Source organism: Stutzerimonas stutzeri, assembly GCF_000219605.1.
Lineage (GTDB): Bacteria > Pseudomonadota > Gammaproteobacteria > Pseudomonadales > Pseudomonadaceae > Stutzerimonas > Stutzerimonas stutzeri.
The window spans coordinates 2,640,849-2,662,083 of the sequence record NC_015740.1; the positions used below are offsets into that span (position 1 = coordinate 2,640,849).

General features: G+C 62.4%; 22 protein-coding genes and 1 pseudogene. 15 read left to right on the forward strand and 8 right to left on the reverse strand.

The genetic code is table 11. The annotated features are described in order from the left end of the window. On the reverse strand, positions 1 to 933 hold the full coding sequence (locus PSTAB_RS12140; protein WP_013983139.1) for a ZIP family metal transporter: 933 nt from the start codon (positions 931 to 933) through the stop codon (positions 1 to 3). A gap of 184 nt (positions 934 to 1,117) precedes the next feature. Between PSTAB_RS12140 and PSTAB_RS12145 the strand changes: the two genes are divergently transcribed. The 7 genes from PSTAB_RS12145 (at position 1,118) to PSTAB_RS12175 (ending at position 9,201) form a co-directional block, all read left to right on the forward strand. After that, positions 1,118 to 2,302: an efflux RND transporter periplasmic adaptor subunit gene (locus tag PSTAB_RS12145; RefSeq protein WP_013983140.1), complete on the forward strand. Its 1,185-nt coding sequence runs from the start codon at positions 1,118 to 1,120 to the stop codon at positions 2,300 to 2,302. 4 nt (positions 2,303 to 2,306) lie between these two features. Further along, entirely contained in the window at positions 2,307 to 3,527 is a 1,221-nt protein-coding gene (locus tag PSTAB_RS12150) for an ABC transporter permease (protein ID WP_013983141.1), read from the forward strand. 10 nt (positions 3,528 to 3,537) lie between these two features. Then, on the forward strand, positions 3,538 to 4,251 hold the full coding sequence (locus tag PSTAB_RS12155) for an ABC transporter ATP-binding protein (protein WP_013983142.1): 714 nt from the start codon (positions 3,538 to 3,540) through the stop codon (positions 4,249 to 4,251). A gap of 161 nt (positions 4,252 to 4,412) precedes the next feature. Continuing rightward, a complete protein-coding gene (locus PSTAB_RS12160; protein ID WP_013983143.1) occupies positions 4,413 to 5,276 on the forward strand; it encodes an MBL fold metallo-hydrolase in 864 nt (287 codons plus the stop codon). 24 nt (positions 5,277 to 5,300) lie between these two features. Continuing rightward, on the forward strand, positions 5,301 to 7,049 hold the full coding sequence (locus tag PSTAB_RS12165) for a bifunctional protein tyrosine phosphatase family protein/NAD(P)/FAD-dependent oxidoreductase (protein ID WP_013983144.1): 1,749 nt from the start codon (positions 5,301 to 5,303) through the stop codon (positions 7,047 to 7,049). Next, entirely contained in the window at positions 7,046 to 8,824 is a 1,779-nt protein-coding gene (locus PSTAB_RS12170) for a SulP family inorganic anion transporter (protein WP_013983145.1), read from the forward strand. Before PSTAB_RS12165 ends, PSTAB_RS12170 begins: the two co-directional genes overlap by 4 nt. Further along, positions 8,821 to 9,201: a rhodanese-like domain-containing protein gene (locus tag PSTAB_RS12175; RefSeq protein ID WP_011913639.1), complete on the forward strand. Its 381-nt coding sequence runs from the start codon at positions 8,821 to 8,823 to the stop codon at positions 9,199 to 9,201. Before PSTAB_RS12170 ends, PSTAB_RS12175 begins: the two co-directional genes overlap by 4 nt. A gap of 63 nt (positions 9,202 to 9,264) precedes the next feature. Here PSTAB_RS12175 and PSTAB_RS12180 read toward each other — a convergent pair whose 3' ends face one another. Genes PSTAB_RS12180 through PSTAB_RS12195 form a run of 4 tightly spaced genes read right to left on the reverse strand, consistent with a single transcriptional unit; the run spans position 9,265 to position 10,649 of the window. After that, positions 9,265 to 9,465 carry a YgaP family membrane protein gene (locus PSTAB_RS12180; protein ID WP_013983146.1) on the reverse strand — a complete coding sequence of 67 codons (201 nt, stop codon included), beginning with the start codon at positions 9,463 to 9,465 and terminating at the stop codon, positions 9,265 to 9,267. 13 nt (positions 9,466 to 9,478) lie between these two features. After that, a complete protein-coding gene (locus PSTAB_RS12185; protein WP_013983147.1) occupies positions 9,479 to 9,898 on the reverse strand; it encodes a YeeE/YedE family protein in 420 nt (139 codons plus the stop codon). Between the two features lie 2 nt (positions 9,899 to 9,900). Next, on the reverse strand, positions 9,901 to 10,335 hold the full coding sequence (locus PSTAB_RS12190) for a YeeE/YedE family protein (protein WP_013983148.1): 435 nt from the start codon (positions 10,333 to 10,335) through the stop codon (positions 9,901 to 9,903). After that, positions 10,332 to 10,649 carry an ArsR/SmtB family transcription factor gene (locus PSTAB_RS12195; protein ID WP_011913642.1) on the reverse strand — a complete coding sequence of 106 codons (318 nt, stop codon included), beginning with the start codon at positions 10,647 to 10,649 and terminating at the stop codon, positions 10,332 to 10,334. Before PSTAB_RS12195 ends, PSTAB_RS12190 begins: the two co-directional genes overlap by 4 nt. A gap of 187 nt (positions 10,650 to 10,836) precedes the next feature. Between PSTAB_RS12195 and PSTAB_RS12200 the strand changes: the two genes are divergently transcribed. The 6 genes from PSTAB_RS12200 (at position 10,837) to PSTAB_RS21740 (ending at position 14,580) form a co-directional block, all read left to right on the forward strand. Then, the gene (locus tag PSTAB_RS12200) at positions 10,837 to 11,127 is read left to right on the forward strand and encodes a metal-sensing transcriptional repressor (RefSeq protein WP_013983149.1); all 291 of its coding nucleotides are present in this window, start codon (positions 10,837 to 10,839) and stop codon (positions 11,125 to 11,127) included. Between the two features lie 613 nt (positions 11,128 to 11,740). Continuing rightward, positions 11,741 to 12,643, forward strand: a complete 903-nt coding sequence (locus PSTAB_RS12205; RefSeq protein ID WP_041771756.1) for a LysR family transcriptional regulator — start codon at positions 11,741 to 11,743, stop codon at positions 12,641 to 12,643. A 471-nt stretch (positions 12,644 to 13,114) separates the two neighbouring features. Next, positions 13,115 to 13,327: an AlpA family transcriptional regulator gene (locus tag PSTAB_RS12210; RefSeq protein WP_003289333.1), complete on the forward strand. Its 213-nt coding sequence runs from the start codon at positions 13,115 to 13,117 to the stop codon at positions 13,325 to 13,327. A gap of 30 nt (positions 13,328 to 13,357) precedes the next feature. After that, positions 13,358 to 14,221: a ParA family protein gene (locus PSTAB_RS12215; RefSeq protein ID WP_013983150.1), complete on the forward strand. Its 864-nt coding sequence runs from the start codon at positions 13,358 to 13,360 to the stop codon at positions 14,219 to 14,221. Then, entirely contained in the window at positions 14,205 to 14,441 is a 237-nt protein-coding gene (locus PSTAB_RS21930) for a hypothetical protein (RefSeq protein ID WP_080564986.1), read from the forward strand. The genes PSTAB_RS12215 and PSTAB_RS21930 overlap by 17 nt, the downstream gene beginning before the upstream one ends. Continuing rightward, positions 14,434 to 14,580, forward strand: a complete 147-nt coding sequence (locus PSTAB_RS21740; protein WP_013983151.1) for a hypothetical protein — start codon at positions 14,434 to 14,436, stop codon at positions 14,578 to 14,580. The genes PSTAB_RS21930 and PSTAB_RS21740 overlap by 8 nt, the downstream gene beginning before the upstream one ends. A gap of 182 nt (positions 14,581 to 14,762) precedes the next feature. Here PSTAB_RS21740 and istB read toward each other — a convergent pair whose 3' ends face one another. Both istB and istA (PSTAB_RS12225) read right to left on the reverse strand, forming a co-directional pair. Continuing rightward, complete coding sequence (gene istB, locus PSTAB_RS12220; RefSeq protein ID WP_013983152.1) at positions 14,763 to 15,566, reverse strand: IS21-like element ISPst3 family helper ATPase IstB; 804 nt, start codon at positions 15,564 to 15,566, stop codon at positions 14,763 to 14,765. Then, positions 15,559 to 17,058: an IS21-like element ISPst3 family transposase gene (gene istA, locus PSTAB_RS12225; RefSeq protein ID WP_148263437.1), complete on the reverse strand. Its 1,500-nt coding sequence runs from the start codon at positions 17,056 to 17,058 to the stop codon at positions 15,559 to 15,561. The genes istB and istA (PSTAB_RS12225) overlap by 8 nt, the downstream gene beginning before the upstream one ends. 813 nt (positions 17,059 to 17,871) lie before the next feature. Between istA (PSTAB_RS12225) and qatD the strand changes: the two genes are divergently transcribed. Then, positions 17,872 to 18,624 carry a Qat anti-phage system TatD family nuclease QatD gene (gene qatD, locus PSTAB_RS12230; RefSeq protein ID WP_013983154.1) on the forward strand — a complete coding sequence of 251 codons (753 nt, stop codon included), beginning with the start codon at positions 17,872 to 17,874 and terminating at the stop codon, positions 18,622 to 18,624. A 179-nt stretch (positions 18,625 to 18,803) separates the two neighbouring features. Here qatD and PSTAB_RS12235 read toward each other — a convergent pair. Then, a pseudogene (locus PSTAB_RS12235) lies at positions 18,804 to 19,520 on the reverse strand (transposase); the annotation flags it as partial. 194 nt (positions 19,521 to 19,714) lie between these two features. Between PSTAB_RS12235 and istA (PSTAB_RS12240) the strand changes: the two are divergent. Beyond that, positions 19,715 to 21,229, forward strand: a complete 1,515-nt coding sequence (gene istA / locus PSTAB_RS12240) for an IS21 family transposase (protein WP_013981288.1) — start codon at positions 19,715 to 19,717, stop codon at positions 21,227 to 21,229. Positions 21,230 to 21,235: the final 6 nt, after the last annotated feature.

The following is a 21,235-nucleotide window of genomic DNA, read 5'->3' on the forward strand; positions in this document are numbered from 1 at the left end:
TCAGCCCAACGCGGTATCCAGGAACATCATGACCGCGAAGCCAACCATCAGGCCGAGCGTCGCCGGGGTCTGATGGCCGTTGCGGTGAGTCTCGGGAATCACCTCGTGGGATACCACGAAGATCATTGCGCCGGCGGCCAGGCCCAGGCTGACGGGATAGGCGATGGCGAAACCGCTGGACATGCCGATGCCCACCAGTGCCCCGATCGGTTCCATCAACCCGGACGCCGCAGCGACCAGCACCGACGCCAGCGCCGACAGCCCGGTGGTGCGCAGTGCCAAAGCCACCGCGAGGCCTTCGGGAATGTCCTGGATGGATATGGCGGTGGTCAGCGGCAGACCAACGCTCATGTCGCCGTTGGCGAAACTGACGCCGATGGCCATGCCTTCGGGAATGTTGTGCAGCGCAATGGCGAGCACGAATAGCCAGACCCGGTTCAGACGTTCGCATTCAGGCCCACACGGCCCGGTGCTCTCGTGTTCGTGGGGCGTGAAGTAGTCCAGCCCCAGCATCAGCAGCACGCCCAGACCGAGACCGGCCACAACGGTCGCGGCAGCGGCCGGACCGTTGCCGAACAGCTCACGGCCCGCTGCGAGCCCCGGCAGAATCAGCGAAAAGGCACTCGCCGCAAGCATCATGCCTGCGGCGAAGCCGAGCATGCTGTCCTGGGTGCGGGTGGAAATGTCGCGCAGCCCGATCGCCAGAAAGGCGCCGACCGCCGTCGCAACAAACCCGGCGCTGCCTCCCAGCAACGCGTAGCGAACGTTGCTCGCCGCGCTGCTCTGGAATGCGTTGACCGCTCCGGCCAGCAACAGCAGCAGGACGGCGACTGCCGTTGCGGCCAGGCCGATGGTGATCCAGGGATTGGCCTGGGCTTGCGCAAGCCAGGCGGAACGCAGGGTGGCAGCAGGGCTCTGGACGGTGGACGCCATGATATTCGGGATCCTCGATGCGGGAGCCCCAGTGTACTCCGCCCTGCCCCATGCCAGAGGCTATGGTTACGATAGGCGCAGGGCATCGTGTCGCTTGCAGCGCGCGTTGTAAGCACGCCGAGGATGTCCGTAAGCTTGCACCGTTTCGATGGCCGTCACGGGCCGTATCAGGGAGTGGTCCGTCGTGCCTGCCGTAAGATCCATCCGCCGTGTAGTTATCCTGGCCATTGCGCTACTGGCGATTGGCGGCTGGCTGATCTGGCGCCAGCTGCAGGGCCCGGAACTGCCGGCCTACCGCCTGGAAGCTCGCCCACTGGTGCAGCGCGTGGTGGCCAGTGGTGAAGTGGACAGCCAGTCGCTGGCGCAGGTCGGCAGCGAAATCACCGGCGTGGTTGCTGCACGCCATGTGCGGGAAGGCGACGCGGTGAACGCCGGCGATCTGCTGCTGGAACTGCGCGACGACGAACAGCGCGCGCGCCTGCGCGAGGCCGAAGCGGCGCTGCAGCAGCTCATCGATTCCACTCGACCGCAGGCGCAGGCCACCCTGCGCGAGGCACAACACAATCTGGAACAGGCCAGCCGCGAACTGCAGCGCCGCGAAACGCTGTTCGAGCGCAAGCTGCTGGCTTCCGAGCCGCTGGAGCAGGCGCGCCGCGCGGAGCTGACCGCACGCGTGGTGCGTGATCGCGCCCGCTTCGCCGCCACAGCGCTGGCCGAAGGTGGCAGCGAGGAACAGGTCCTGCGGCAGCGTCTGGAGGTCGCCCGTGCGAACCTGGCCCGAACCCGTATTCACGCCCAGGTCGACGGCATCGTTCAGTCGCGCGACGTTGAGCCGGGCGACCTGGTTCAGCCGGGCCGCACACTGCTGACCATCGCCCGCTCCGGCAGCAGCGAAATCCTCTTGCCCCTCGACGAGAAGAGCCTGGCACCGATCGAGCACGGACAGAGCGCCCGGATCATCGCCGACGCCTATCCGGACCGCGTGCTGACGGCGAAGGTGAGCTTCATCGCACCGAGCGTGGACACGGCGCGCGGTACCATTGATGTCCATCTGGACCTGCAGGAGCCAGCAGCCTTTCTCCGCCAGGGCATGACGGTGTCGGTGAACATCGAGACAGGCCGGCGCGAGCAGGCACTGGTGCTGCCCAATGATGCGCTGCGCGCCCGCGACGGGTCGCGCGCCCAGGTGCTACGGGTGCGCGATGGCGTGGTCGAGCGCGTCGGTGTGCGACTGGGAATGCTGGGCACGGCGCTCAGCGAGATCAGCGAGGGGCTGGAGGCCGGCGATCTGGTGCTGATCGGCGACGCCGAAGAAGGTCAGCGCGTGCGGCCGCGCGTACAACCCATCCCCAGCGGCAGCCAGGACTGAGCGCATGCGCCTGGCCGACTCGCTGTGGATCGAATGGAAGATCGCCCTGCGCTTCCTGCTGGACAACCGCATGCAGACACTGCTGATCACCTTCGGCATCGCCGTCGGTTCGGCGGTGATCGTCTTCATTACCGCCCTGATCACCGGCTTGCAGGCCAACGTCATCCAACGAACCCTCGGCACCCAGGCCCACATCCGCATCCTGCCCCCGGACGAGGTCAACCGCACGCTTCCAGCCGCCGCCGACAGTTGGTCGCTGGTATTGGAAAGCCCGCGCGCCCAGCGTCTGCGTTCGATCATCAACTGGCGGGACGTGCGTGACGTCCTCGACCAGGACGTGCAGATTCTCGCGGTGTCGCCGGTGATCAGCGGCCCGGCCATTGCCCGGCGCGGCGTCGCCCGGGCCTCCGTGGCGCTGCTGGGCATCGATCCACCGCGTTATCAGCGCATCATCCCGCTGGCCGACGACCTGATCGCCGGCCGCTTCCTGGTGGGTGCGGGCAACGCAGTGATCGGCAAGGAGCTGGCCCGCGACCTCGGCCTGGGCATCGGCGACAAGCTGCGCCTGGATGCCGGCGAAGGCCGCGAAGCGGTCGTCGACATCGCCGGCATCTTCGAGCTGGGCGTGCGCGAGCTGGACGCGCGCTACGTCTATCTCGACCTCAAGCAGGCGCAGACGCTGCTCGACCTGCCCGGCGGCGTGACAGTGATCGATACCACGGTCGCCGAAATCTTCCAGGCCGACGAAGTTGCCAGGCGCCTGGCGCGCCTGACCGGGTTACGCGCCGAAAGCTGGATGGAAACCAACGGCCAGCTGCTCAACGCGCTCAGCTCGCAAAGCATGACCACCGAGATGATCCGTGCGTTCGTCGGCATCTCGGTGGCCTTCGGCATCGCCAGCGTACTGGCCGTGAGTGTGGTCCAGCGTACCCGCGAGATCGGCATCCTGCGCGCCATGGGCAGCCCGCGCGGGCAGATCCTGCGCGTATTCCTGCTGCAGGGCGGGCTACTCGGGCTGCTCGGCTCGGCCTGCGGCGGGCTGGTCGGCTGGGGACTGGTGCAGGTGTTCAACCTGTTCGGCCCGCGGCTGTTCATCATTCCGGTCGACCCCACGCTGGTGCCGCTGGCCATGCTGGTGGCGACGGTCACCGGCGTGCTGGCGGCGGCGATGCCCGCGCGACGTGCGGCGCGTTACGACCCGGCGGTGGCGATCCGCTATGTGTGAACGCGCACCAATGGCCCCTGCCGAGGAAGTCCTGCGCCTGGAACAGGTGCGCAAGGCCTTCAACATCGGCACACCCCTGGAGACCGAAGTGCTGCACGGCATCGACCTGCAGCTTCGGCGCGGCGAGCTGGCCGCGCTGGTCGGCCCGTCCGGCTCCGGCAAGAGCACTCTGCTGAACCTGATCGGCCTGCTGGATACGCCCAGCTCCGGCGAGCTGTATGTACTCGGCCAGGCGACACGCGACAGCGACGACGAAGCGCGCACGCAGCTGCGCAATCAGGCGATCGGCTTCGTGTTTCAGTTCCATCACCTGATCTCGGCGTTCAGCGTGCTGGAGAACGTGCTGATGCCGCTGATGATCCGCCACGGCAAACCCTCCCGGGCGGAGACCGACCTGGCGCGCGCCCTGCTCGAGGAGGTCGGCCTCGGCCCGTTCGCCGACAAGAAACCCACGCAGATCTCTGGTGGCCAGCAGCAGCGGGTCGCCATTGCCCGTGCGCTGGTGACCCGTCCACCGCTGCTGCTGGCAGACGAGCCGACCGGCAATCTCGATACGCGCACCGCGCAAAGCGTGTTCGAGCTGTTCCACCGCCTGAACGCCCAGTTCGGCTGCGCCATCCTGGTTGTCACTCACGATCCGCGACTCGCCGCAGACTGCGAGCGCACCATCCAGCTGGTCGACGGCCGCATCGTCAGCGATGCCGCCAACCCGCTTGCAAGCTGAACTCAGCGGCAGCCCCAGCGAGCCGTTGTGCCGGGTCGTCCGGACGAATTTCGCGGCTTTCACTAATAACCAATAAATCTAAGCATATAACCTAATTCAGGGCTAAGATCTCTCCGGACAGATACCCCCACCGGTATTAATCTGAAGAGGAGCCCCGCGCCATGAATGCCCACGTCGAAGCCTTCTTCGATCCCGCGACCTTTACCTACAGCTACGTGGTCAGCGACCCGGAAACGCGCCAGTGTGCGGTGATCGACTCGGTGCTGGACTACGACCCGGCATCCGGCCGCACCTCCCATGCAAGCGCGCAGCACCTGGTCGACTACGTGCGCAACCAGGACCTGCGGGTGCAGTGGCTGCTGGAAACCCATGTGCATGCCGACCATCTGAGCGCGGCGCCCTATCTCAAGCAGCACCTGGGCGGCAAACTGGCGATCGGTGATCGCATCACCGTGGTGCAGGACACCTTCGGCAAGCTGTTCAACGCAGGCAGCGGGTTCGCCACCGATGGCCGTCAGTTCGATCACCTGTTCCACGACGGCGACCGCTTCCAGGTTGGCAACGTGCAGGCCCGCGCCCTCCACACCCCGGGCCACACCCCGGCCTGCATGACCTACGTCATCGGTGACGCCGCCTTCGTCGGTGACACCCTGTTCATGCCCGACTACGGCACCGCCCGCTGCGATTTTCCCGGCGGCGACGCGCGCACCCTGTACCAGTCGATCCAGAAGCTGTTCACCCTGCCAGACGAGACCCGGGTGTTCATGTGCCATGACTACAAGGCGCCCGGGCGTGAGGAGTTTCTCTACGAGACCACCATCGCCGCCGAGCGCGAGCACAACGTGCATATCCACAGCGGTATCAGCGAGGAGCAGTTCGTCGCCATGCGCACCGCACGCGATGCCACGCTGGGCATGCCCACCCTGATCCTGCCTTCGGTGCAGATCAACATGCGCGGCGGCGAACTGCCCGAGCCCGAAAGCAACGGGACGGGCTACCTGAAGATCCCCCTGGACGTGCTGTAACCCCCGAATGCGGAGGACGTCGACATGCAAACAATAAAACGACTGACCCCTTTTCTCTCCGTCGCGGCCCAGCTGCAACCGGCCGACATGGCACTGCTGGCCAGCAATGGCTTCCGCTGCGTCATCAACAACCGTCCGGACAATGAGGGCGAGGGCCAGCCGTCGAGCGAGGCCATGCGCGCCGCTGCCGAGGCGTCCGGCCTGGAGTATCACCATCTCCCCGTGGAATCCGGACAGATCACCGAAGCTGACGTTGCGGCCTTCCGAGCACTGCTGGAACGGATCAAGGGCCCGGCCTTGGCCTTCTGTCGCACCGGTACCCGTTCTGCCTCACTCTGGGCGCTGGCCGAGGCACACCATCTCGACCCACAGGTGCTGCTGCAAACTGCCCAGCAGGCAAGCTACGACCTCAGCGGCCTGCTGCCGCGCATGCAGCAGTACTGGCAGTCGATCATCGACCAGCCGCTTCCGGCCGCCTCGACCTTTGCCGCCACACCGCGTTACGACGTTCTGGTGATCGGCGCTGGCGCGGCCGGCTGCGCAGTGACTGCCAGCCTGCTCAAGCGCGACCCCGAACTGCGCATCGCCCTCATCGAACCGCGTGACCAGCACTACTACCAGCCCGGCTGGACGCTGGTGGGGGCCGGCGTGTTCGACCGTGCCAATACCGAGCGCGCGATGAGCCGCTGCATTCCGTCCAGGGCACAGTGGATTCGCGCAGCCGCAGAGGCCTTCGAACCCGAGCACCAGCAGGTGGTCCTCGAGGACGGCAGCCGCATCGGCTATCGTGCCCTGGTGGTCTGCCCGGGCCTAAGCCTCGACTGGGACGCCATCGAAGGCGCCCGCGACAGCCTCGGCAAGTTCGGCGTGACCTCCAACTACGCCTTCGAGCTCGCACCCTACACCTGGCAGCTGGTGCAGAACCTGCGCGGCGGCAAGGCGCTGTTCACCCAGCCACCCATGCCGATCAAGTGTGCCGGCGCACCGCAGAAGGCCATGTACCTGTCCTGCGATCACTGGCGCCAGCACGGCGTACTGAAGGATATCGAGGTCGACTTCTGCTCGGCCGGTGCAGTGCTGTTCGGCGTTGCCGACTTCGTACCCGCGCTGATGCAGTACGTCGAACGTTACGGTGCCCGACTGAACTTCAACCACTCCCTGGTGGCGGTGGACGGGCCCGCGCACAAGGCCTGGTTCAAGGTCACCGACGGCGCCGGACAGCACAGCACGGTGGAGCGGGACTTCGATCTGCTGCACCTGGTGCCGCCGCAGCACGCACCGGACTTCATCCGCCACAGCGCCCTGGCCAACGCCGACGGCTGGTTCGAGGCCGAGCACGAGACGCTGCGGCATCCGCGCTTCGGCAATATCTTCAGCCTTGGCGACGTCTGCTCCGCGCCCAACGCGAAGACCGCCGCGGCGGTCCGCAAGCAGGCACCGGTGGTCGCCGAGAACGTGTTGAGCGTACTCAAGGGCAGCGGCCCGCGGGCGCTCTACGACGGCTACGGTTCCTGCCCGCTGACCGTCGAGTACGGCAAGGTGATCCTCGCCGAGTTCGGCTACGGCGGAAAGCTGCTGCCGACCTTCCCCCTCGACCCGAAGGTGCCGCGGCGGCTGGCCTGGAAGCTGAAGACGCAATGGATGCCCTCGATCTACTTCGACATGATGCTCAAGGGGCATGAATGGCTGGCCGAACCGAAGCATCTGGACTTCGAACCGCGCTCGACCGAGGCACGCAACGCCTGCGACTTCACCCAGGAGAAGAAGGGATGAAGCAGCGCCTGGCCCGCTATCTACCCATGCTGGCGTGGGCCAGGCACTACGATCGCGCGGCCGCGACGAAGGACGGTCTGGCCGCACTGATCGTGACATTGATGCTGATCCCGCAGAGCCTGGCCTACGCCATGCTCGCCGGCCTGCCGCCGGTGACCGGCCTGTACGCCAGCATGCTGCCACTGATCGCCTATACGCTGTTCGGCACCAGCCGCACCCTGGCGGTCGGCCCGGTAGCGGTGGTTTCGCTGATGACCGCCGCCGCTCTCGGGCCGCTGTTCGCCCCGGGCAGCGCGGAATACGCCGCAGCGGCCATGTTGCTGGCGCTGCTTTCCGGCGCGGTGCTGCTGCTCATGGCGGCGCTGCGCCTGGGCTTCCTGGCGAACTTCCTCAGCCATCCGGTGATTTCCGGCTTCATCAGCGCGTCGGGGATTCTCATCGCCCTCGGCCAGCTCAAGCACATCCTCGGCATCTCGATCGACGGCGAGAACGCCGTGCAGCTGCTTGCCGCGCTGCTCACGGCGCTGCCTGGGGCGCATCTGCCGACGCTCGCCATCGGTGGCAACACCCTGCTATTCCTCTATCTGGTCCGCAGCCGGCTCTCCGTCTGCCTGCAGCATCTGGGCATGAACGCGCATATTGCCGGCACGCTGACCAAGATCGGCCCGGTCGCCGCCCTGCTACTGGCAATCGCGGCGGTCAGCGCCTTCGGGCTTGCCGATGTCGGCGTGCGGGTCGTCGGCGAAGTACCGCGCGGCCTGCCCTCGCTGAGTCTGCCAATGCTGGACCCGGCTCTGATTCTGCAGCTGTTGCCTGCGGCGGTGCTGATCAGCCTGGTCGGCTTCGTCGAGTCGGTGTCGGTGGCGCAAACCCTGGCAGCCAAGCGTCGCGAACGCATCGAGCCCAATCAGGAACTGGTTGCGCTCGGCGGTGCCAATGTCGCCGCGGCCCTCAGTGGCGGCTTTCCGGTGACCGGCGGTTTCGCCCGCTCGGTGGTCAATTTCGACGCCGGCGCGCAGACGCCGCTGGCCGGCGCCCTCACCGCCCTGGGCATCGGCATTACCGTGCTGCTGTTCACTCCGCTATTCCACAACCTGCCTCACGCAGTGCTGGCCGCGACGATCATCGTCGCCGTGCTCAGCCTGGTGGACCTCTCCGCACTCAGGCGCACATGGCGCTACTCCCGACAGGACGCCGCCGCTATGGCGGCAACCATGCTCGGCGTGCTGCTGATTGGTGTGGAGAGCGGCATTCTTCTGGGTGTCGGCCTGTCGCTGTTGCTCTTTCTCTGGCGCACCAGCCAGCCACATATCGCCGTGGTCGGGCAGCTGCCGGGCAGCGAACATTTCCGCAACGTCGAGCGTTTCGCCGTGGTGCAGAGCCCCCGCGTCCTCTCGGTACGGGTCGACGAAAGCCTCTATTTTCCCAACGCGCGCTTTCTCGAAGACCGCATCGCCGAGCTGATCGGCCGTCATCCGCAGGCCGAACACCTGGTGCTGATGTGTCCCGGCGTCAACCTCATCGACGCCAGTGCGCTGGAGAGCCTAGAGGCCATCACGGCACGACTGCACGCCGCCGGCATCCAGCTGCATCTGTCCGAAGTCAAAGGACCGGTCATGGATCGACTGCGCCACAGCAATTTCCTCTCTGACTTCGGCGGCCAGGTTTTCATCAGCCAGTACGAGGCGCTGCTTGCACTGGACCCGGATACCACCTTTCACGCACTCGAACGGCCGCGTGAACGCTTTGCCAGCATCAAGGAGAACGCAGGATGAAGAACGCACACGAACTCGTCGAACAGGCCCGGCGCCACATCCAGGAAATACCGCTCGCTGACGCCGAGGCAGCGATTCAGGCAGCGGATGTGCTGATCGATGTCCGCGAGGCGGACGAGTACCGCGAAGGCCATATAAACGGTGCGCTGAACATTCCCCGGGGCGTTCTGGAATTCAAGCTGAGCGCCACCCCGGAACTCGCCGCGCGGGACATGAACATCGTCCTCTACTGCAAGACCAGCGGACGTGCTGCCCTGGCGGCAGTAGCGCTGCAGGACATGGGTTATTTGCAGGTGAAATCGATCGCCGGTGGTTTCGATGCCTGGACCGCCGCGCACAAGCCCGTCGTCAAGCCGAGCCTGCCGAGCTTCGACTAGCTCGGCACCCTCGATAAACAAGAAGAGGCCGACATCATCGTCGGCCTCTTTTTCAAACACACGTCAGGATTTGGCGCTGCAGCTCTTGCACGTCTTGATGCCGAGCAGCGTGTAAGCCGGACAGAAACGGAAAATACCCGTGGCCAGCGGCAGCACGCCGATCCAGCCCCAGACGCCGATCACGCCGGCCAGGCTCAAGGCGATCAGCGCCAGGCCGACGATGATGCGCAGTGTCCGATCAATGGTTCCAACATTGGCTTTCATAATGACCTCCCGGTCAGCAAGCGCGCCGGCGTTCCAGCGCAGAGAACAACAGCATTCCAGCGAGCATGGCGAACACGAACACAACGACCTGCCAGTGCCCGCCCAACAGCATGGCGATCGACGGCCCGGGGCAGATCCCGGCGACGCCCCACCCCACCCCGAACAACAGACTGCCCCCAATCAGGCGACCATCCAGCTTCCGCTTGGCCGGCAACTGCATCGGCGCGTCGAGCAGCGAACGGGTGCGCGCCTTCGCCCAGGTAAAAGGCAGCACTGCCGTTGCGATGGCACCGACCATCACCAGCGCCAGCGAGGGATCCCAGGCACCGGCGAGATCGAGAAAACCGATGACCTTGGCCGGATTGGTCATGCCGGAGAGGAGCAGCCCCATCCCGAACAGCAGCCCGGCGGCGAATGACGTCAACTTGCGCATGTTCAACCTCCCAGCAGATGACGCAGCACAAAGACCGTGGCGAAGCCAGCAGCCATGAACGCCAAGGTGGCGACGATGGAGCGCGGCGACAGGCGCGAGATCCCGCAGACCCCATGACCGCTGGTGCAGCCGGAACCGTAGCGGGTGCCGATACCCACCAGCAGCCCGGCAGCCAGCAGCCCCAGCCAATTGGTCTGGAATTCCGCAGCGGGCAACTCTGCCATCAGCAACCAGCACAGTGGTGCCAACAGGATGCCGAGAAGAAACAGCGCTTTCTCTCCGCGCCCTTCGGCACCTCGTTCGAGCAGGCTCGCAAGCAAACCGCTTATTCCGGCGATACGCCCGTTGAGCACAACGAACAGGCCAGCAGCCGCGCCGATCAGGACGCCACCGGCCAGCGCCGTCCAGGGCGTGAAATTGATCCAATCGATCGTCATGCCTGACCTCTCTCGCAGAACAGCTGATACAGGGTCGTGATTACCGCCAGCGCCTCAGGGCTGCTGATTCGATAGTGGATCTGCTTGCCTTCACGGCGAGTCGCAACGAGCCCCTCGCGCCGCAGCACAGCCAGTTGCTGCGACAATGTGGGCTGCTGAATACCCAGCAGCTGTTCCAGCTCGGAGACGTTGCGCTCGCCTTGCGACAGCTGACAGAGCAGCAGCAGGCGATCCGGGTTGGCCAGGGCCTTGAGCAAGGCGCCGGCGGAGGCTGCATTGGCTCGCAGCTGTTCGATGTCCAGCTCGGGCGTCATGAGACGGTCACCAGTACGGTTAAGATGAATACAATATATTTTTTTATATAATGTAAGGCAAGCCGTCAGCGAAAGAAGTTGGCCGTGCTCGCGGTCATCGTTAGCATGCCCCTACCCGTATACAGGCCACTCGGCCAAGCGACCGGAACACCCGCCAGTTCTTCTTTCGTGATCTCGAGGTAAACGCATGAATGACCAGACCACTGCCGCTGAATCCGCGGAACTGCAGACTCAGCAGCAGGCCATGCTGAAACGGCTCGCGCGAGTCGAGGGGCAGGTGCGCGGCATTCAGGCGATGATCAGACGCGGGGAGGATTGTGAAGCGATCGCTCAGCAGTTCTCCGCTGCGCGCAGTGCGTTGGACAAGGCCTACCGGCTGATGCTGACGTGCCTGATCGAGGAAGCGCTGCAGGATCAGACCCAGGATACCGGCGAGACCCTGGAACGCGTGCGCAGCATTTTCACCAAGTACACCTGAAGCAAGCCGCTGTCGACCGATCGATACCGCAAGCCTCGGCGAGCACGCCGGCCTGGGCCGTAGCGAACCGTTGACGCTATCCAGGTGAATGTCGAGAACGCAAAACGAAAAAAGCGACCCTTAGGTCGCTTTTTTGATTCCTCGCAGGCCTGAAGAAGCCGCGAAGAGAATTTGGAGCGGGAAACGAGACTAGAGCCTAGCCTTCAACCTTTTGATTTAAAAGGGGTTTCCGATTCCGCTGTTTGATTAGCGGACACAAGTATGGACTTATCTGGGCAGGCAGGCAACCCCCACGCCAATTTTATTCCAAGATAGTTCACAGACAGCTACTGGCTTCCTGCAGCCTGGCGCCTTCGCCCGGACATGATGGACTGCAGGTACAGGTCCAATTCTCTATCCCCTCCAACCCCATCGCCACCACCCCAACTGGGACGTAGTGCTCAATCCTGACAATGCTACTCCCATCGACAGGGACCCGTGCGAATTGTCTACGCCCGTTCCTGTCTGGTTCACTATCTGACTTGTAAGAACAAAAACTGACCAATGGTCCGATTTGCGAAGGATGCGCTCTGTACCTTTGGACAAACTCACGACACGGTAAGGCAGCTACGGTATGAGAATACGTCACCTGCGCTACTTCCTGGTTGTGGCCGAAGAACTGAGCTTTTCGCGGGCTGCAACCAGAGTCCATATTGAGCCTTCCCCCCTCTCGCGGGCGATCAAAGAACTGGAGTCAGAGCTAGGAACCCGCCTGTTCCATCGTATCCAAGGGCGTATTCGCCTGACCTGGGCTGGAGAGGTATTTCAGGAGGAAGCACGCCATGTGCTTATGCGCATGGATGGAGCACGAGCACGAGTACATGCTGCAGCAAGAGGATTTCGTGGTCGGTTGCGTATCGGCTTAGCCGATAACCTTGCACAGCCAAGACTGACCAGGTTATTGGCGTGTTGTCGTGAGGAAGAGCCCCTCACAGAGATAAAGATCGTAGAGATGACTGTCAGCGAAATGGTCAAAGCCCTAGACCACGACCAGATTGATGCTGGTTTCACTGTGCATACTGAGCCCGGTAGTAGGCTCATCAAGGAAGTGGTCTGGACAGATCGTCCTGCTATCGCGATCCCTCGGAACCACCCACTTCTTTCTCTCGATAAAATACCGCTTCGCGAGGTTGCCCGACATCCGTTGATTCTCTGCCATCCTGAACGGTGCTCGGGCGGGCACGATGTCATTCGCAATTGGTTCTGCGCCCCCACATTGCCATCACTTAACGTCGCCGAATACGTTTCAGGTCACGAACCCATGATGATGCTTGTGGCAGCAGGCTACGGTATTGGCGTAGGGCTGTCGTCGCAGGCCACCCTGTACAAGCACTCTGACGTCATCATACGCCCTGTCACCGACGACGTACCCAGCACAGCGACCGTCATTGCCATGCTAGACAAGCCTCCATCGGATGAGCTGGCTAGGTTCATCACGCGAGCCCTGCAAGTTGGTGCAGCACCAACTATTTGCTAAACCTTTCTCAAAATGAGACGTATGGCTCCGTGCCAGCAACCAGAGCCCTACTGTTTTCGTCAGATCCCTGACTGTAAAAGTCAGCTGAGTCCAGACTTAACACCAGCCACAACGCACTACGAGTGCGGCACCGCACCACTCAGCTCTAACCACAACAAAGCTTATTATGCACATGACATTTTCTGTCACCGGCATGACAAAAAAATACTGGGGCTTCCGCTCGTCGGTCTTCCAGAGGTTAAGTGTGCCTTTTGCTCTTGATCGCTCCAAATACTTTACCAATATGGAACGCGTACGGGTCAGCTTGACGTGGTATGTCCTCAGATTAGTAGAAATCGGATCAGCGAACGCAGTCGCTCTCCGATGAATCCGGTGGTCAGCAAGATCCGATTCTTTGGTGCACACATGCAGTGTGGCTCATCTACTCGAGTCACGCCTACGAGTGCTACCAAGCATAAAGGAGTGACCACCATGTCCACCGAGCACACCTTCTCTATCGCGGATCGACGCATTCTGCGTCGCGCAGAAGTTGAAGCCAAAACTGGATTCAAACGCGCACATATTTACAATCTGATGAAGGACGGAAAATTTCCCAAGGCCTTACGTCTAGGTATCCGCGCTGTCGGCTGGGATTCAGCTGAAATCGACCAATGGATTACCGAACGCCTCCAAGAGCGCGCTTGACATCGCTCCACTGCCCAAGAGGAGCGAGTCATGCAAGTGATCGCCATCATTTCGACCAAGGGCGGCGTTGGCAAGACGACCGTCTCCGCCAACCTGGGAGGCTTCCTCGCTGACGCAGGCAAGCGCGTGCTCCTGCTCGATCTGGATGGTCAGCCCACGCTGTCGTCCTACTACGAGCTAGCAAGCCGTGCCCCGAACGGCATCTACGAGCTGCTGGCATTCAACGAAAGAACACTGCCGCACCTGGTTTCGCACACCATCATCGAGGGACTTGATGTGGTGCTATCCAATGACGAGCACCAGCAACTGGGAACATTGCTGCTGCACGCAGCGGATGGACGCTTGCGGCTACGCAACCTGCTGTCATTGTTCCAGCCACATTACGACGTGATGCTGATCGACACACAAGGTGCCCGCAGCGTTTTACTTGAGATGGCCATGCTCGCCGCTGACTTCGCCGTGTCACCGATCACTCCGGAAATTCTGGCAGCCCGCGAACTTCGGCGCGGCACGCTCCAACTTGTCGACGCAATCGCCGCTTACCGCTACCTGGGCATCCAACCGCCACCGCTGCATTTGCTGATCAACCGCGTTCCGGCCGTTTCGTCGAGCGCCAGGTTGGTCCAGCAAACGCTGCGCCTCATCTTCCGTGAACATAACGAGATCCAGATTCTGCGTACTGAAGTACCGGCCATCGAGGCATTTTCTCGTGCTGCAACAGCAGGCCAGCCGGTACATCGCATCGAACACCGGCGCCCGTCCGGGCGTCAGGCACCCGCGGCGCTGGAGACCATGCGTACCCTGGCAACCGAACTCTGCCCGCATTGGCAGGAGCAGTTTGCCCAGGTGACCGGCCGGATCGACAGGAGGCGAAGCCATGTCGAGCGTCCATGACCTGTGCCGTGGCCACAATCGGCTGTTACCGCTGATCGAGTTCGCCTTGGATGATGGCTGGAGCGTCTGTCGCACATCCGGAGGCCACCTGAAATTCGTGAAGACGGGCCTGCCACCGATATTCACCAGCTCGACGGCAAGCGATCGCCGTGCAAGCCAGAATGCCTGGGCACAACTGCGCCGGGCAGAGCGGGGCCTATCGGGAGGTCAAGATGGCTGACGTCACGCCTCAGGAAATGGCCGGCAAGCTGATGGCCGATGCGTTCTCTCGCAGCGGTCCCACTGCACAGGCACTGAGCGATCCCGCCGTGGAAACGCCGATGGTTGTCACGCTAGACGATCTGCGCTGTTGGCGCTGATGGAAAATTGACCCACCCTGCCGATTGAAATTTGACCCAGGGCGGATTGCTGATTTTGTTACCAGCAACTGTGGATAAGTCTACCAGCGCAGCTGCTGTTGCCCCCACTCCTTCGCTAGCCCAGTTCAGTTGTTTAAGACCTGCCACACGCAGCCATGTAGCAGGCCGTCGTCGCCATGAAATCAGAACGACTCATCGTCCTCCGGTTCCTGGCCGCCCTTACGCTTTCGCTCCCGTGATTTGATCTTGGCCTGGGCCGCCAAGCTACTGTGTTGCAGGCGATAGGACTCGTTACCGGTTTCGACGATGTGGCAGTGGTGGGTCAGCCGATCCAGCAGGGCGGTGGTCATCTTGGCGTCGCCGAACACGCTCGACCATTCGGCGAAGCTCAGGTTGGTGGTGATCACCACGCTGGTGTGTTCGTACAGCTTGGACAGCAGGTGAAACAGCAACGCACCGCCAGCCTGGCTGAACGGCAGATAACCCAGTTCGTCGAGGATGACCAGATCCATGCGCAGCAGTGCCTGGGCGATCCGCCCGGCTTTGCCGTCGTGTTTTTCGCGCTCCAGCAGATTGACCAGATCGACCGTGGAGTAGAAGCGCACGCGCTTACCGTGCCGGGTGATGCCGGACACGGCCAGCGCGGTGGCTAGGTGGGTTTTGCCGGTGCCTGGGCCACCGATCAGCACCACGTTCTGCGCGGTGTCGGTAAAGCTCAGGTTGGCCAGCTCGCTGATCAAGCGAGCGTCGGCGCTGGAGGCGCTGAAGTCGAAGCCGGCCAGATCGCGGTGCATCGGCAGCTTGGCCATGTTCATCTGGTGGCTCACCGAGCGCATGGCGCGATCTGTGTGCTCTTGTTCCAGCAGGTGTTCGAGCAGCCACTTGGACGAGGCTGTGTTCGACTCACCCTGAGCAGTTAACTCCGCCCAGGCCGTGGCCATGCCGTGCAGGCGCAGCTCCTTGAGTTCCGCCATCAAATCACGCATGACCGACCTCCTCGGCCTGGCCACGCAGGCGGTCGTAGCGCGCCGTGTTAGCGACGGGGGCTTCCTTGAGCGACAAGTGGGTTTCGACGCTGGGTGGTGGTTCGGTCGCGGCCAGGCGCGCCACGACATTGAGGATGTGTTCGGCGCTCAGGCTGCCGCTTTCCAGTACCAGCTCAACAGCCACCAGCACCGCATCGAGCCCGGCGACTGGTACGGCAGCCAGAACTTGCGCCATGATCCGGTCACCGCCGGCATGACGCCCCAGACCGTGCTTAAGCTGACGCAGCGGCGCCGGCAGATCAGCAAAGGGCGCGCCGTTGCGCAGCGCACCGGGCTTGCGTTCGATCAGCGGGAGGTAGTGCTGCCAGTCATAGCTGACCTGGTCGCGATCCAGCAAGCGGACATGGCTGGCGATCAGCGCGTCGTCAGCCACCACCTCGATTCGCGTCGGATACAAACGGCTGCTGACCCACTTACCCGCGTACTCACACGGCACCGAGTAGCGGTTGCGCCCGACGCTGACCAGGCAGGTGCTGGAGACCCGCGCAGGCCGCTCGACGTAACCGTCGAATGGCGCTGGCACAGGCATCAGTTCAGCGTGCTCCAACTCCAGCACTTCGGCCACACTCAGACCGCTGTATTGAGGGTGCGTCAGCTCGTTCCAAAGCGCGCGGCAGCGCTGGCCCAGCCAGGCATTGAGTTCCTCGAAGGAGTGAAACTGGCAGTCCTGGGCGTCTAGCCAGATACGCCTGCGGCTGTCTTGCACGTTCTTTTCAACGATGCCCTTTTCCCAACCAGCGGCGACGTTGCAGAAGTCCGGATCAAGCAGGTAATGCGCGCACATCACCGCAAAGCGTGCATTCACCGCCCGGCCTTTGCCCTTATTGACCTTGTCGACGGCGGTCTTCATGTTGTCGTAGATGCCCCGGCGCGGCACGCCGCCCAAGGCGCCGAACGAGCGTGTATGGGCGTCAAATAACATCTCATGGCCCTGGCTCGGATACGCCACAAGCCAGAACGCACGGCTGGCACACAGCTTCAGATGTGCCACCTGCATACGCCGGTAAATGCCGCCGACCAGCAAGCCTTCCTCGCTCCAGTCAAACTGAAACGCCTCGCCAAGAGCAAAGGTCAGTGGCACAAAGGCCTGCGACGCCTTGTCCTGTCCCCCTCGCCAGGCACGGATAAACGCGGTGAGCTGGCTGTAGCCACCGTCATAACCATCGGCTTTGATTTGCGCCAACAGCGCCTTGGCACTGCGCCGCTGTTGCTTGGGGCGCAGCGAATCGGCTTTTAGCGCCTGCTCCAGCGTGGCGTGAAAAGGGCTGAGTTTGTTGAAGATCGCGCGGCGTTGGTAGACCGGCGGCTTGGCCTCAGGTGCTCTGACCCACTTGCGAATCGTGTTGCGCGCCAACCCGGTGCGCTTGGCTATCTCATGCAGCGACAGCTTGTCGCGGAAATACATCCGGCGAATTTTGCCCATCATTTCCATACTGATCACCCTGTGTTCTCCTGCTCAAAAATTGAGCAGAAGCAGTTGAACACCTGGGTCAGTTTTCAGTCGGCAGAACAGCCTCTACTGGGTCAGTTTTCGGTCAGCGGCAACAGCCCACTATCAGTGGAGTCATGGAATCAGCTTCAAAGGCCCGCGTGAACCGTCGACGCGTGGTCGTTCACTGGCGTTCTATGCCTTCGCCGTGCTGGCCGCATCCAGGCTCGGTGCCGCGCGCCCGACAATTCACGTCCCAGAAAACGGATTCATTTGCGTGAACCCTCCACTGGTTCCTGGGCGAGTATCGAGTCTGAGTACTCGCACGACTCACCCTCTGTTCATCAACAAACTGCAGCAGGTTCTCGACGGTATTGGCGTCTCGGTGCAGCTGGACTTGCCCTACCGGTTCAAGACCAAAGGGCAGATGATGAATGAGTGCCTTGATCAGCCGCGCCTACAAGCGCTAGCGTCCGACACGACCAGCTGCGGGCGATTTCGTACGTACAATCGAACTCACTGCGGTCGCTGCGTGCCTTGTATGATTCGCAGGGCTGCTTTCGGTGCCTGGACATCAGGAGTCGATGCAACCCGCTACGTCTTCCCAAGGTTGGTAGGCAGCGGCAAATCCAGCGGGCCAGATGATCCAATGGCTGTAGCATTGGCGGTACTTACGGCGCGAGATAGGGGTATCGACAGGTTCCTGGGAGCATCACTAGCGTTTGCCCCTATTCCTGAACGATCTCAGTATCGATCTGTGCTTACCAATGGAATCCATGAGCTGGAGGCACTTTTGACCGGAGACGGATTGCTTTGATGGATTTTCACTGCCATCTCGACCTCTATCCCAATGCACGGGAGGTATTCGCGCAAGCGGTGGAAAGGAACATGTTCACCTGGCTGGTAACCACCAGCCCCCGTGCATTTTCCGCCACCAGCAAAGTGCTTGGCGGTCATGAAAATGTGCTCATTACGCCGGGACTGCATCCGGAAATCGTCCATGAGCGTTACGCTGAACTCGACACTTTGATTGAGCAGATCAAGTACATATCTGCTGTCGGGGAGGTCGGATTGGACGGTTCCAAACGGTTCAAGCACAGCTTCGACGCTCAGCGTGAAGTGTTCACTGCTGTGGTCGCGCAATGCGCCAGCGTCGGTGGGCGCGTGCTTAGCATTCACTCGCGCCAGGCCGTGACAGACGTGCTGGCGACTCTCGATGACCACCCGGGTTTTGGTACAGCAGTTCTCCATTGGTTTACGGGTACAGCTGCTGAGCTTAAGTCCTCCTCAGATATGGGATGCTGGTTCAGCGTCGGGCCGGCAGCGTTCAACTCGGCATCTGGTAAGGCGCTTGCCAAGAAGCTGCCTCGTGATCGCGTGGTTCCTGAAAGCGACGGGCCGTTCGCCCAGGTCAATGGTGCCACAGTCATGCCGTGGAGCTCAGGCCAAACGGCTGAGCTGCTGGCTCAGGCATGGGACGTGCCAGCGGGTGAGGTAGCAAGGACTCTCGAACTCAATGCTCGACAACTGATCGGACTGATACACGGTGAATCACCCTTAGTTTCGTAGACATCCGACGGCTGCTCTTGGCCCAGAGTGTGTAAAAACTCTTTCTTATCGTGCGTGCTTCAGCCCATTGCTCCTGGGCGTGGCGACTTCCCGATTATTTACCAGGATCAGCGCCGGTAACGCTTCAGAGCGCGTATGAAGCGCTTTGGCACCTCTTTGGGGCAGTAAAAGCCGGGCTTTTACGCCGCCATCGCCTTCAACAAGCCTTCGGTGCCGATGATTTTCATCACCCGCTTCAAGTTATAGGCGAGCACATTCAAGCTCATTTCTGCGCTCACCCCGTTCAGTTTTCGAGTCAGGAAGTGCGTTGCCCCCATCCATTGTTTGAGCGTCCCGAATGGATGCTCAACAGTCCGCTTTCGAACCCGCATCATCTCCGGTGCTTGGTTCAGCCGGCGTTGCATTTCCTCCAGCACAGCTTCATGTTCCCAGCGCCTTACTCGACGATTTGTGCTTGGCGTGCACTGGGTTTTCAGCGTGCAACTCTGGCACTTTGAACTCCAGTAGCAGTGCATATTCATGCCTTTCTCAACGCTGGAGAATCGCCAGATCAGTGCCTCTCCCGCCGGGCAGGTGTATTCGTTTTTCGTCGAGTCATACACGAAGGCATCTTTGTTGAATCGGCCATCAGCCTTGGCGCTTGAAGTCATTGGCTTAGGCACGTAGGCCGTGATGTTTGCGTCGTGACAGGCAAGGATTTCTTCACCCTTGAAGTAGCCTCGGTCAGCCACCACGGACAGCGTTTCTGCGCCGACAGCTTCACGAGCCTGCTTCGCCATTGAGCTGAGTTGGTCACGGTCGGAACCGCTGTTGGTGACCTCATGAGCAACTATTAAATGGTGCTGCGTATCGACAGCCGTCTGCACGTTGTAGCCGACGATACCGCTGCGGATTCCACGGTCATCTGGCCACCCATTCCATGAGCATCTGACCACCGATTCCACGGTGATCCGGCCACCCATTCCACGCGTATCCGACCACTGATTCCACGGCCATCCGGCCACCCAACCGGGTAGGCAGCTACGCAGGATTTCTTCACTACCATCGACCTCTTTTTCGAAGCAGAGAGGTCGTCGTGGAGCGTTTATCCATGCGTAAGATTCGCGAAGTACTTCGTCTCAAGTTCGAGGTCGGGCTATCGGCTCGCCAGATTGCGGTCAGCGTGCAGATCGGTCGTGTCACCGTCGGCGATTACCTCAACCGCTTTGCCGCCAGCGGCCTCAGTTGGCCCTGTTCGTTGTCCGATTCCGAGCTGGAACAGCAGCTGTTCCCACCGGCGCCGGCAGTGCCCAGCGAGCAGCGGCCACTGCCTGATTGGTCTTGGGTGCATGCCGAGCTACGCCGGCCGGGCGTGACCTTGGCGCTGCTCTGGCAGGAGTATCGCCTGAGCCAGCCGAAAGGCTTTCAGTACAGCTGGTTCTGCGAGCACTACCGGGCCTGGCAGGGCAAGCTGGACGTGGTGATGCGCCAGGAGCACCGCGTCGGCGAGAAGTTGTTCGTCGACTACGCCGGGCAGACGGTGCCGGTGATCGACCGCCACAGCGGCGAGATCCGCCAGGCGCAGGTGTTCGTCGCGGTGCTCGGTGCGTCCAGCTACACCTTCGCCGAAGCCACCTGGTCGCAGCAGCTGCCGGACTGGCTGGGCTCGCATACCCGCTGCTTTGCCTTCCTCGGCGGCGTGCCGGAGATCGTGGTGCCGGACAACCTGCGCAGCGCGGTGAGTAAGAGCCATCGCTACGAGCCGGACATCAACCCGAGCTACCGCGATCTGGCCGAGCACTATGGCGTGGCGGTGGTGCCGGCGCGGGCGCGTAAACCGCGCGACAAGGCCAAGGCCGAGGTCGGCGTGCAGGTGGTCGAGCGCTGGATCCTCGCCGCGCTGAGGAATCGGCAGTTCTTCTCCCTGGATGAACTCAACAGCGCCATCGCCTTATTGCTGGAGCGGCTCAACCGACGACCGTTTCGCAAGCTGCCGGGCTCCCGGCAGTCGGCCTTCGAAGCTCTGGATCGTCCGGCGCTGCGCCCCCTGCCGGAGCAACCCTACGTCTACGCCGAGTGGAAGAAGGCGCGGGTGCACATCGACTACCACGTCGAGGTCGATGGGCACTACTACTCGGTGCCGTACCAACTGGTGAAGAAACAACTGGAAGTACGCCTGACAGCGCGCACGGTGGAGTGCTTCCACGCCAATCAGCGGGTGGCCAGTCACCTTCGCTCAATGCACAAGGGCAGGCACAGCACGCAGGCCGAGCACATGCCCAAGAGCCATCGCGAGCATGCCGAGTGGACGCCGCAGCGGCTGATCCGCTGGGCCGAGCAGACCGGGCCGAACACGGCCGGCGTGATCCGGCACATCCTCGAACGGCGCATCCATCCGCAGCAGGGCTACCGGGCCTGCCTGGGCATCCTGCGCCTGGGCAAGACCCATGGCGAAGTGCGCTTGGAGTTGGCCTGCCGTCGCGCCCTCAGCCTCGGCGCGTGCAGCTACAAGAGCCTCGAATCGATCCTGCGCCAGGGGCTGGAAAACCTGCCGTTGGCTCAAGCCAACCTGCCCCTGCTGCCGGACGACCACGCCAACCTGCGCGGCCCCGCCTACTACCACTGACCCCAA

Coding starts and splice junctions, on each gene's coding strand:
- PSTAB_RS12170 (WP_013983145.1), top strand. CDS start 7,046: ATGAAGCAGCGCCTGGCCCGCTATCTACCCATGCTGGCGTGGGCCAGG.
- istA (WP_013981288.1), top strand. CDS start 19,715: ATGCGTAAGATTCGCGAAGTACTTCGTCTCAAGTTCGAGGTCGGGCTA.
- PSTAB_RS12215 (WP_013983150.1), top strand. CDS start 13,358: ATGCAAGTGATCGCCATCATTTCGACCAAGGGCGGCGTTGGCAAGACG.
- PSTAB_RS12210 (WP_003289333.1), top strand. CDS start 13,115: ATGTCCACCGAGCACACCTTCTCTATCGCGGATCGACGCATTCTGCGT.
- PSTAB_RS12185 (WP_013983147.1), bottom strand. CDS start 9,898: ATGCGCAAGTTGACGTCATTCGCCGCCGGGCTGCTGTTCGGGATGGGG.
- PSTAB_RS12205 (WP_041771756.1), top strand. CDS start 11,741: ATGAGAATACGTCACCTGCGCTACTTCCTGGTTGTGGCCGAAGAACTG.
- PSTAB_RS12190 (WP_013983148.1), bottom strand. CDS start 10,335: ATGACGATCGATTGGATCAATTTCACGCCCTGGACGGCGCTGGCCGGT.
- PSTAB_RS12150 (WP_013983141.1), top strand. CDS start 2,307: ATGCGCCTGGCCGACTCGCTGTGGATCGAATGGAAGATCGCCCTGCGC.
- PSTAB_RS21740 (WP_013983151.1), top strand. CDS start 14,434: ATGGCTGACGTCACGCCTCAGGAAATGGCCGGCAAGCTGATGGCCGAT.
- PSTAB_RS12195 (WP_011913642.1), bottom strand. CDS start 10,649: ATGACGCCCGAGCTGGACATCGAACAGCTGCGAGCCAATGCAGCCTCC.
- qatD (WP_013983154.1), top strand. CDS start 17,872: ATGGATTTTCACTGCCATCTCGACCTCTATCCCAATGCACGGGAGGTA.
- PSTAB_RS12180 (WP_013983146.1), bottom strand. CDS start 9,465: ATGAAAGCCAATGTTGGAACCATTGATCGGACACTGCGCATCATCGTC.
- PSTAB_RS12165 (WP_013983144.1), top strand. CDS start 5,301: ATGCAAACAATAAAACGACTGACCCCTTTTCTCTCCGTCGCGGCCCAG.
- PSTAB_RS12140 (WP_013983139.1), bottom strand. CDS start 933: ATGGCGTCCACCGTCCAGAGCCCTGCTGCCACCCTGCGTTCCGCCTGG.
- PSTAB_RS12200 (WP_013983149.1), top strand. CDS start 10,837: ATGAATGACCAGACCACTGCCGCTGAATCCGCGGAACTGCAGACTCAG.
- PSTAB_RS12160 (WP_013983143.1), top strand. CDS start 4,413: ATGAATGCCCACGTCGAAGCCTTCTTCGATCCCGCGACCTTTACCTAC.
- istA (WP_148263437.1), bottom strand. CDS start 17,058: ATGGAAATGATGGGCAAAATTCGCCGGATGTATTTCCGCGACAAGCTG.
- PSTAB_RS12155 (WP_013983142.1), top strand. CDS start 3,538: ATGGCCCCTGCCGAGGAAGTCCTGCGCCTGGAACAGGTGCGCAAGGCC.
- PSTAB_RS21930 (WP_080564986.1), top strand. CDS start 14,205: ATGTCGAGCGTCCATGACCTGTGCCGTGGCCACAATCGGCTGTTACCG.
- PSTAB_RS12175 (WP_011913639.1), top strand. CDS start 8,821: ATGAAGAACGCACACGAACTCGTCGAACAGGCCCGGCGCCACATCCAG.
- istB (WP_013983152.1), bottom strand. CDS start 15,566: ATGCGTGATTTGATGGCGGAACTCAAGGAGCTGCGCCTGCACGGCATG.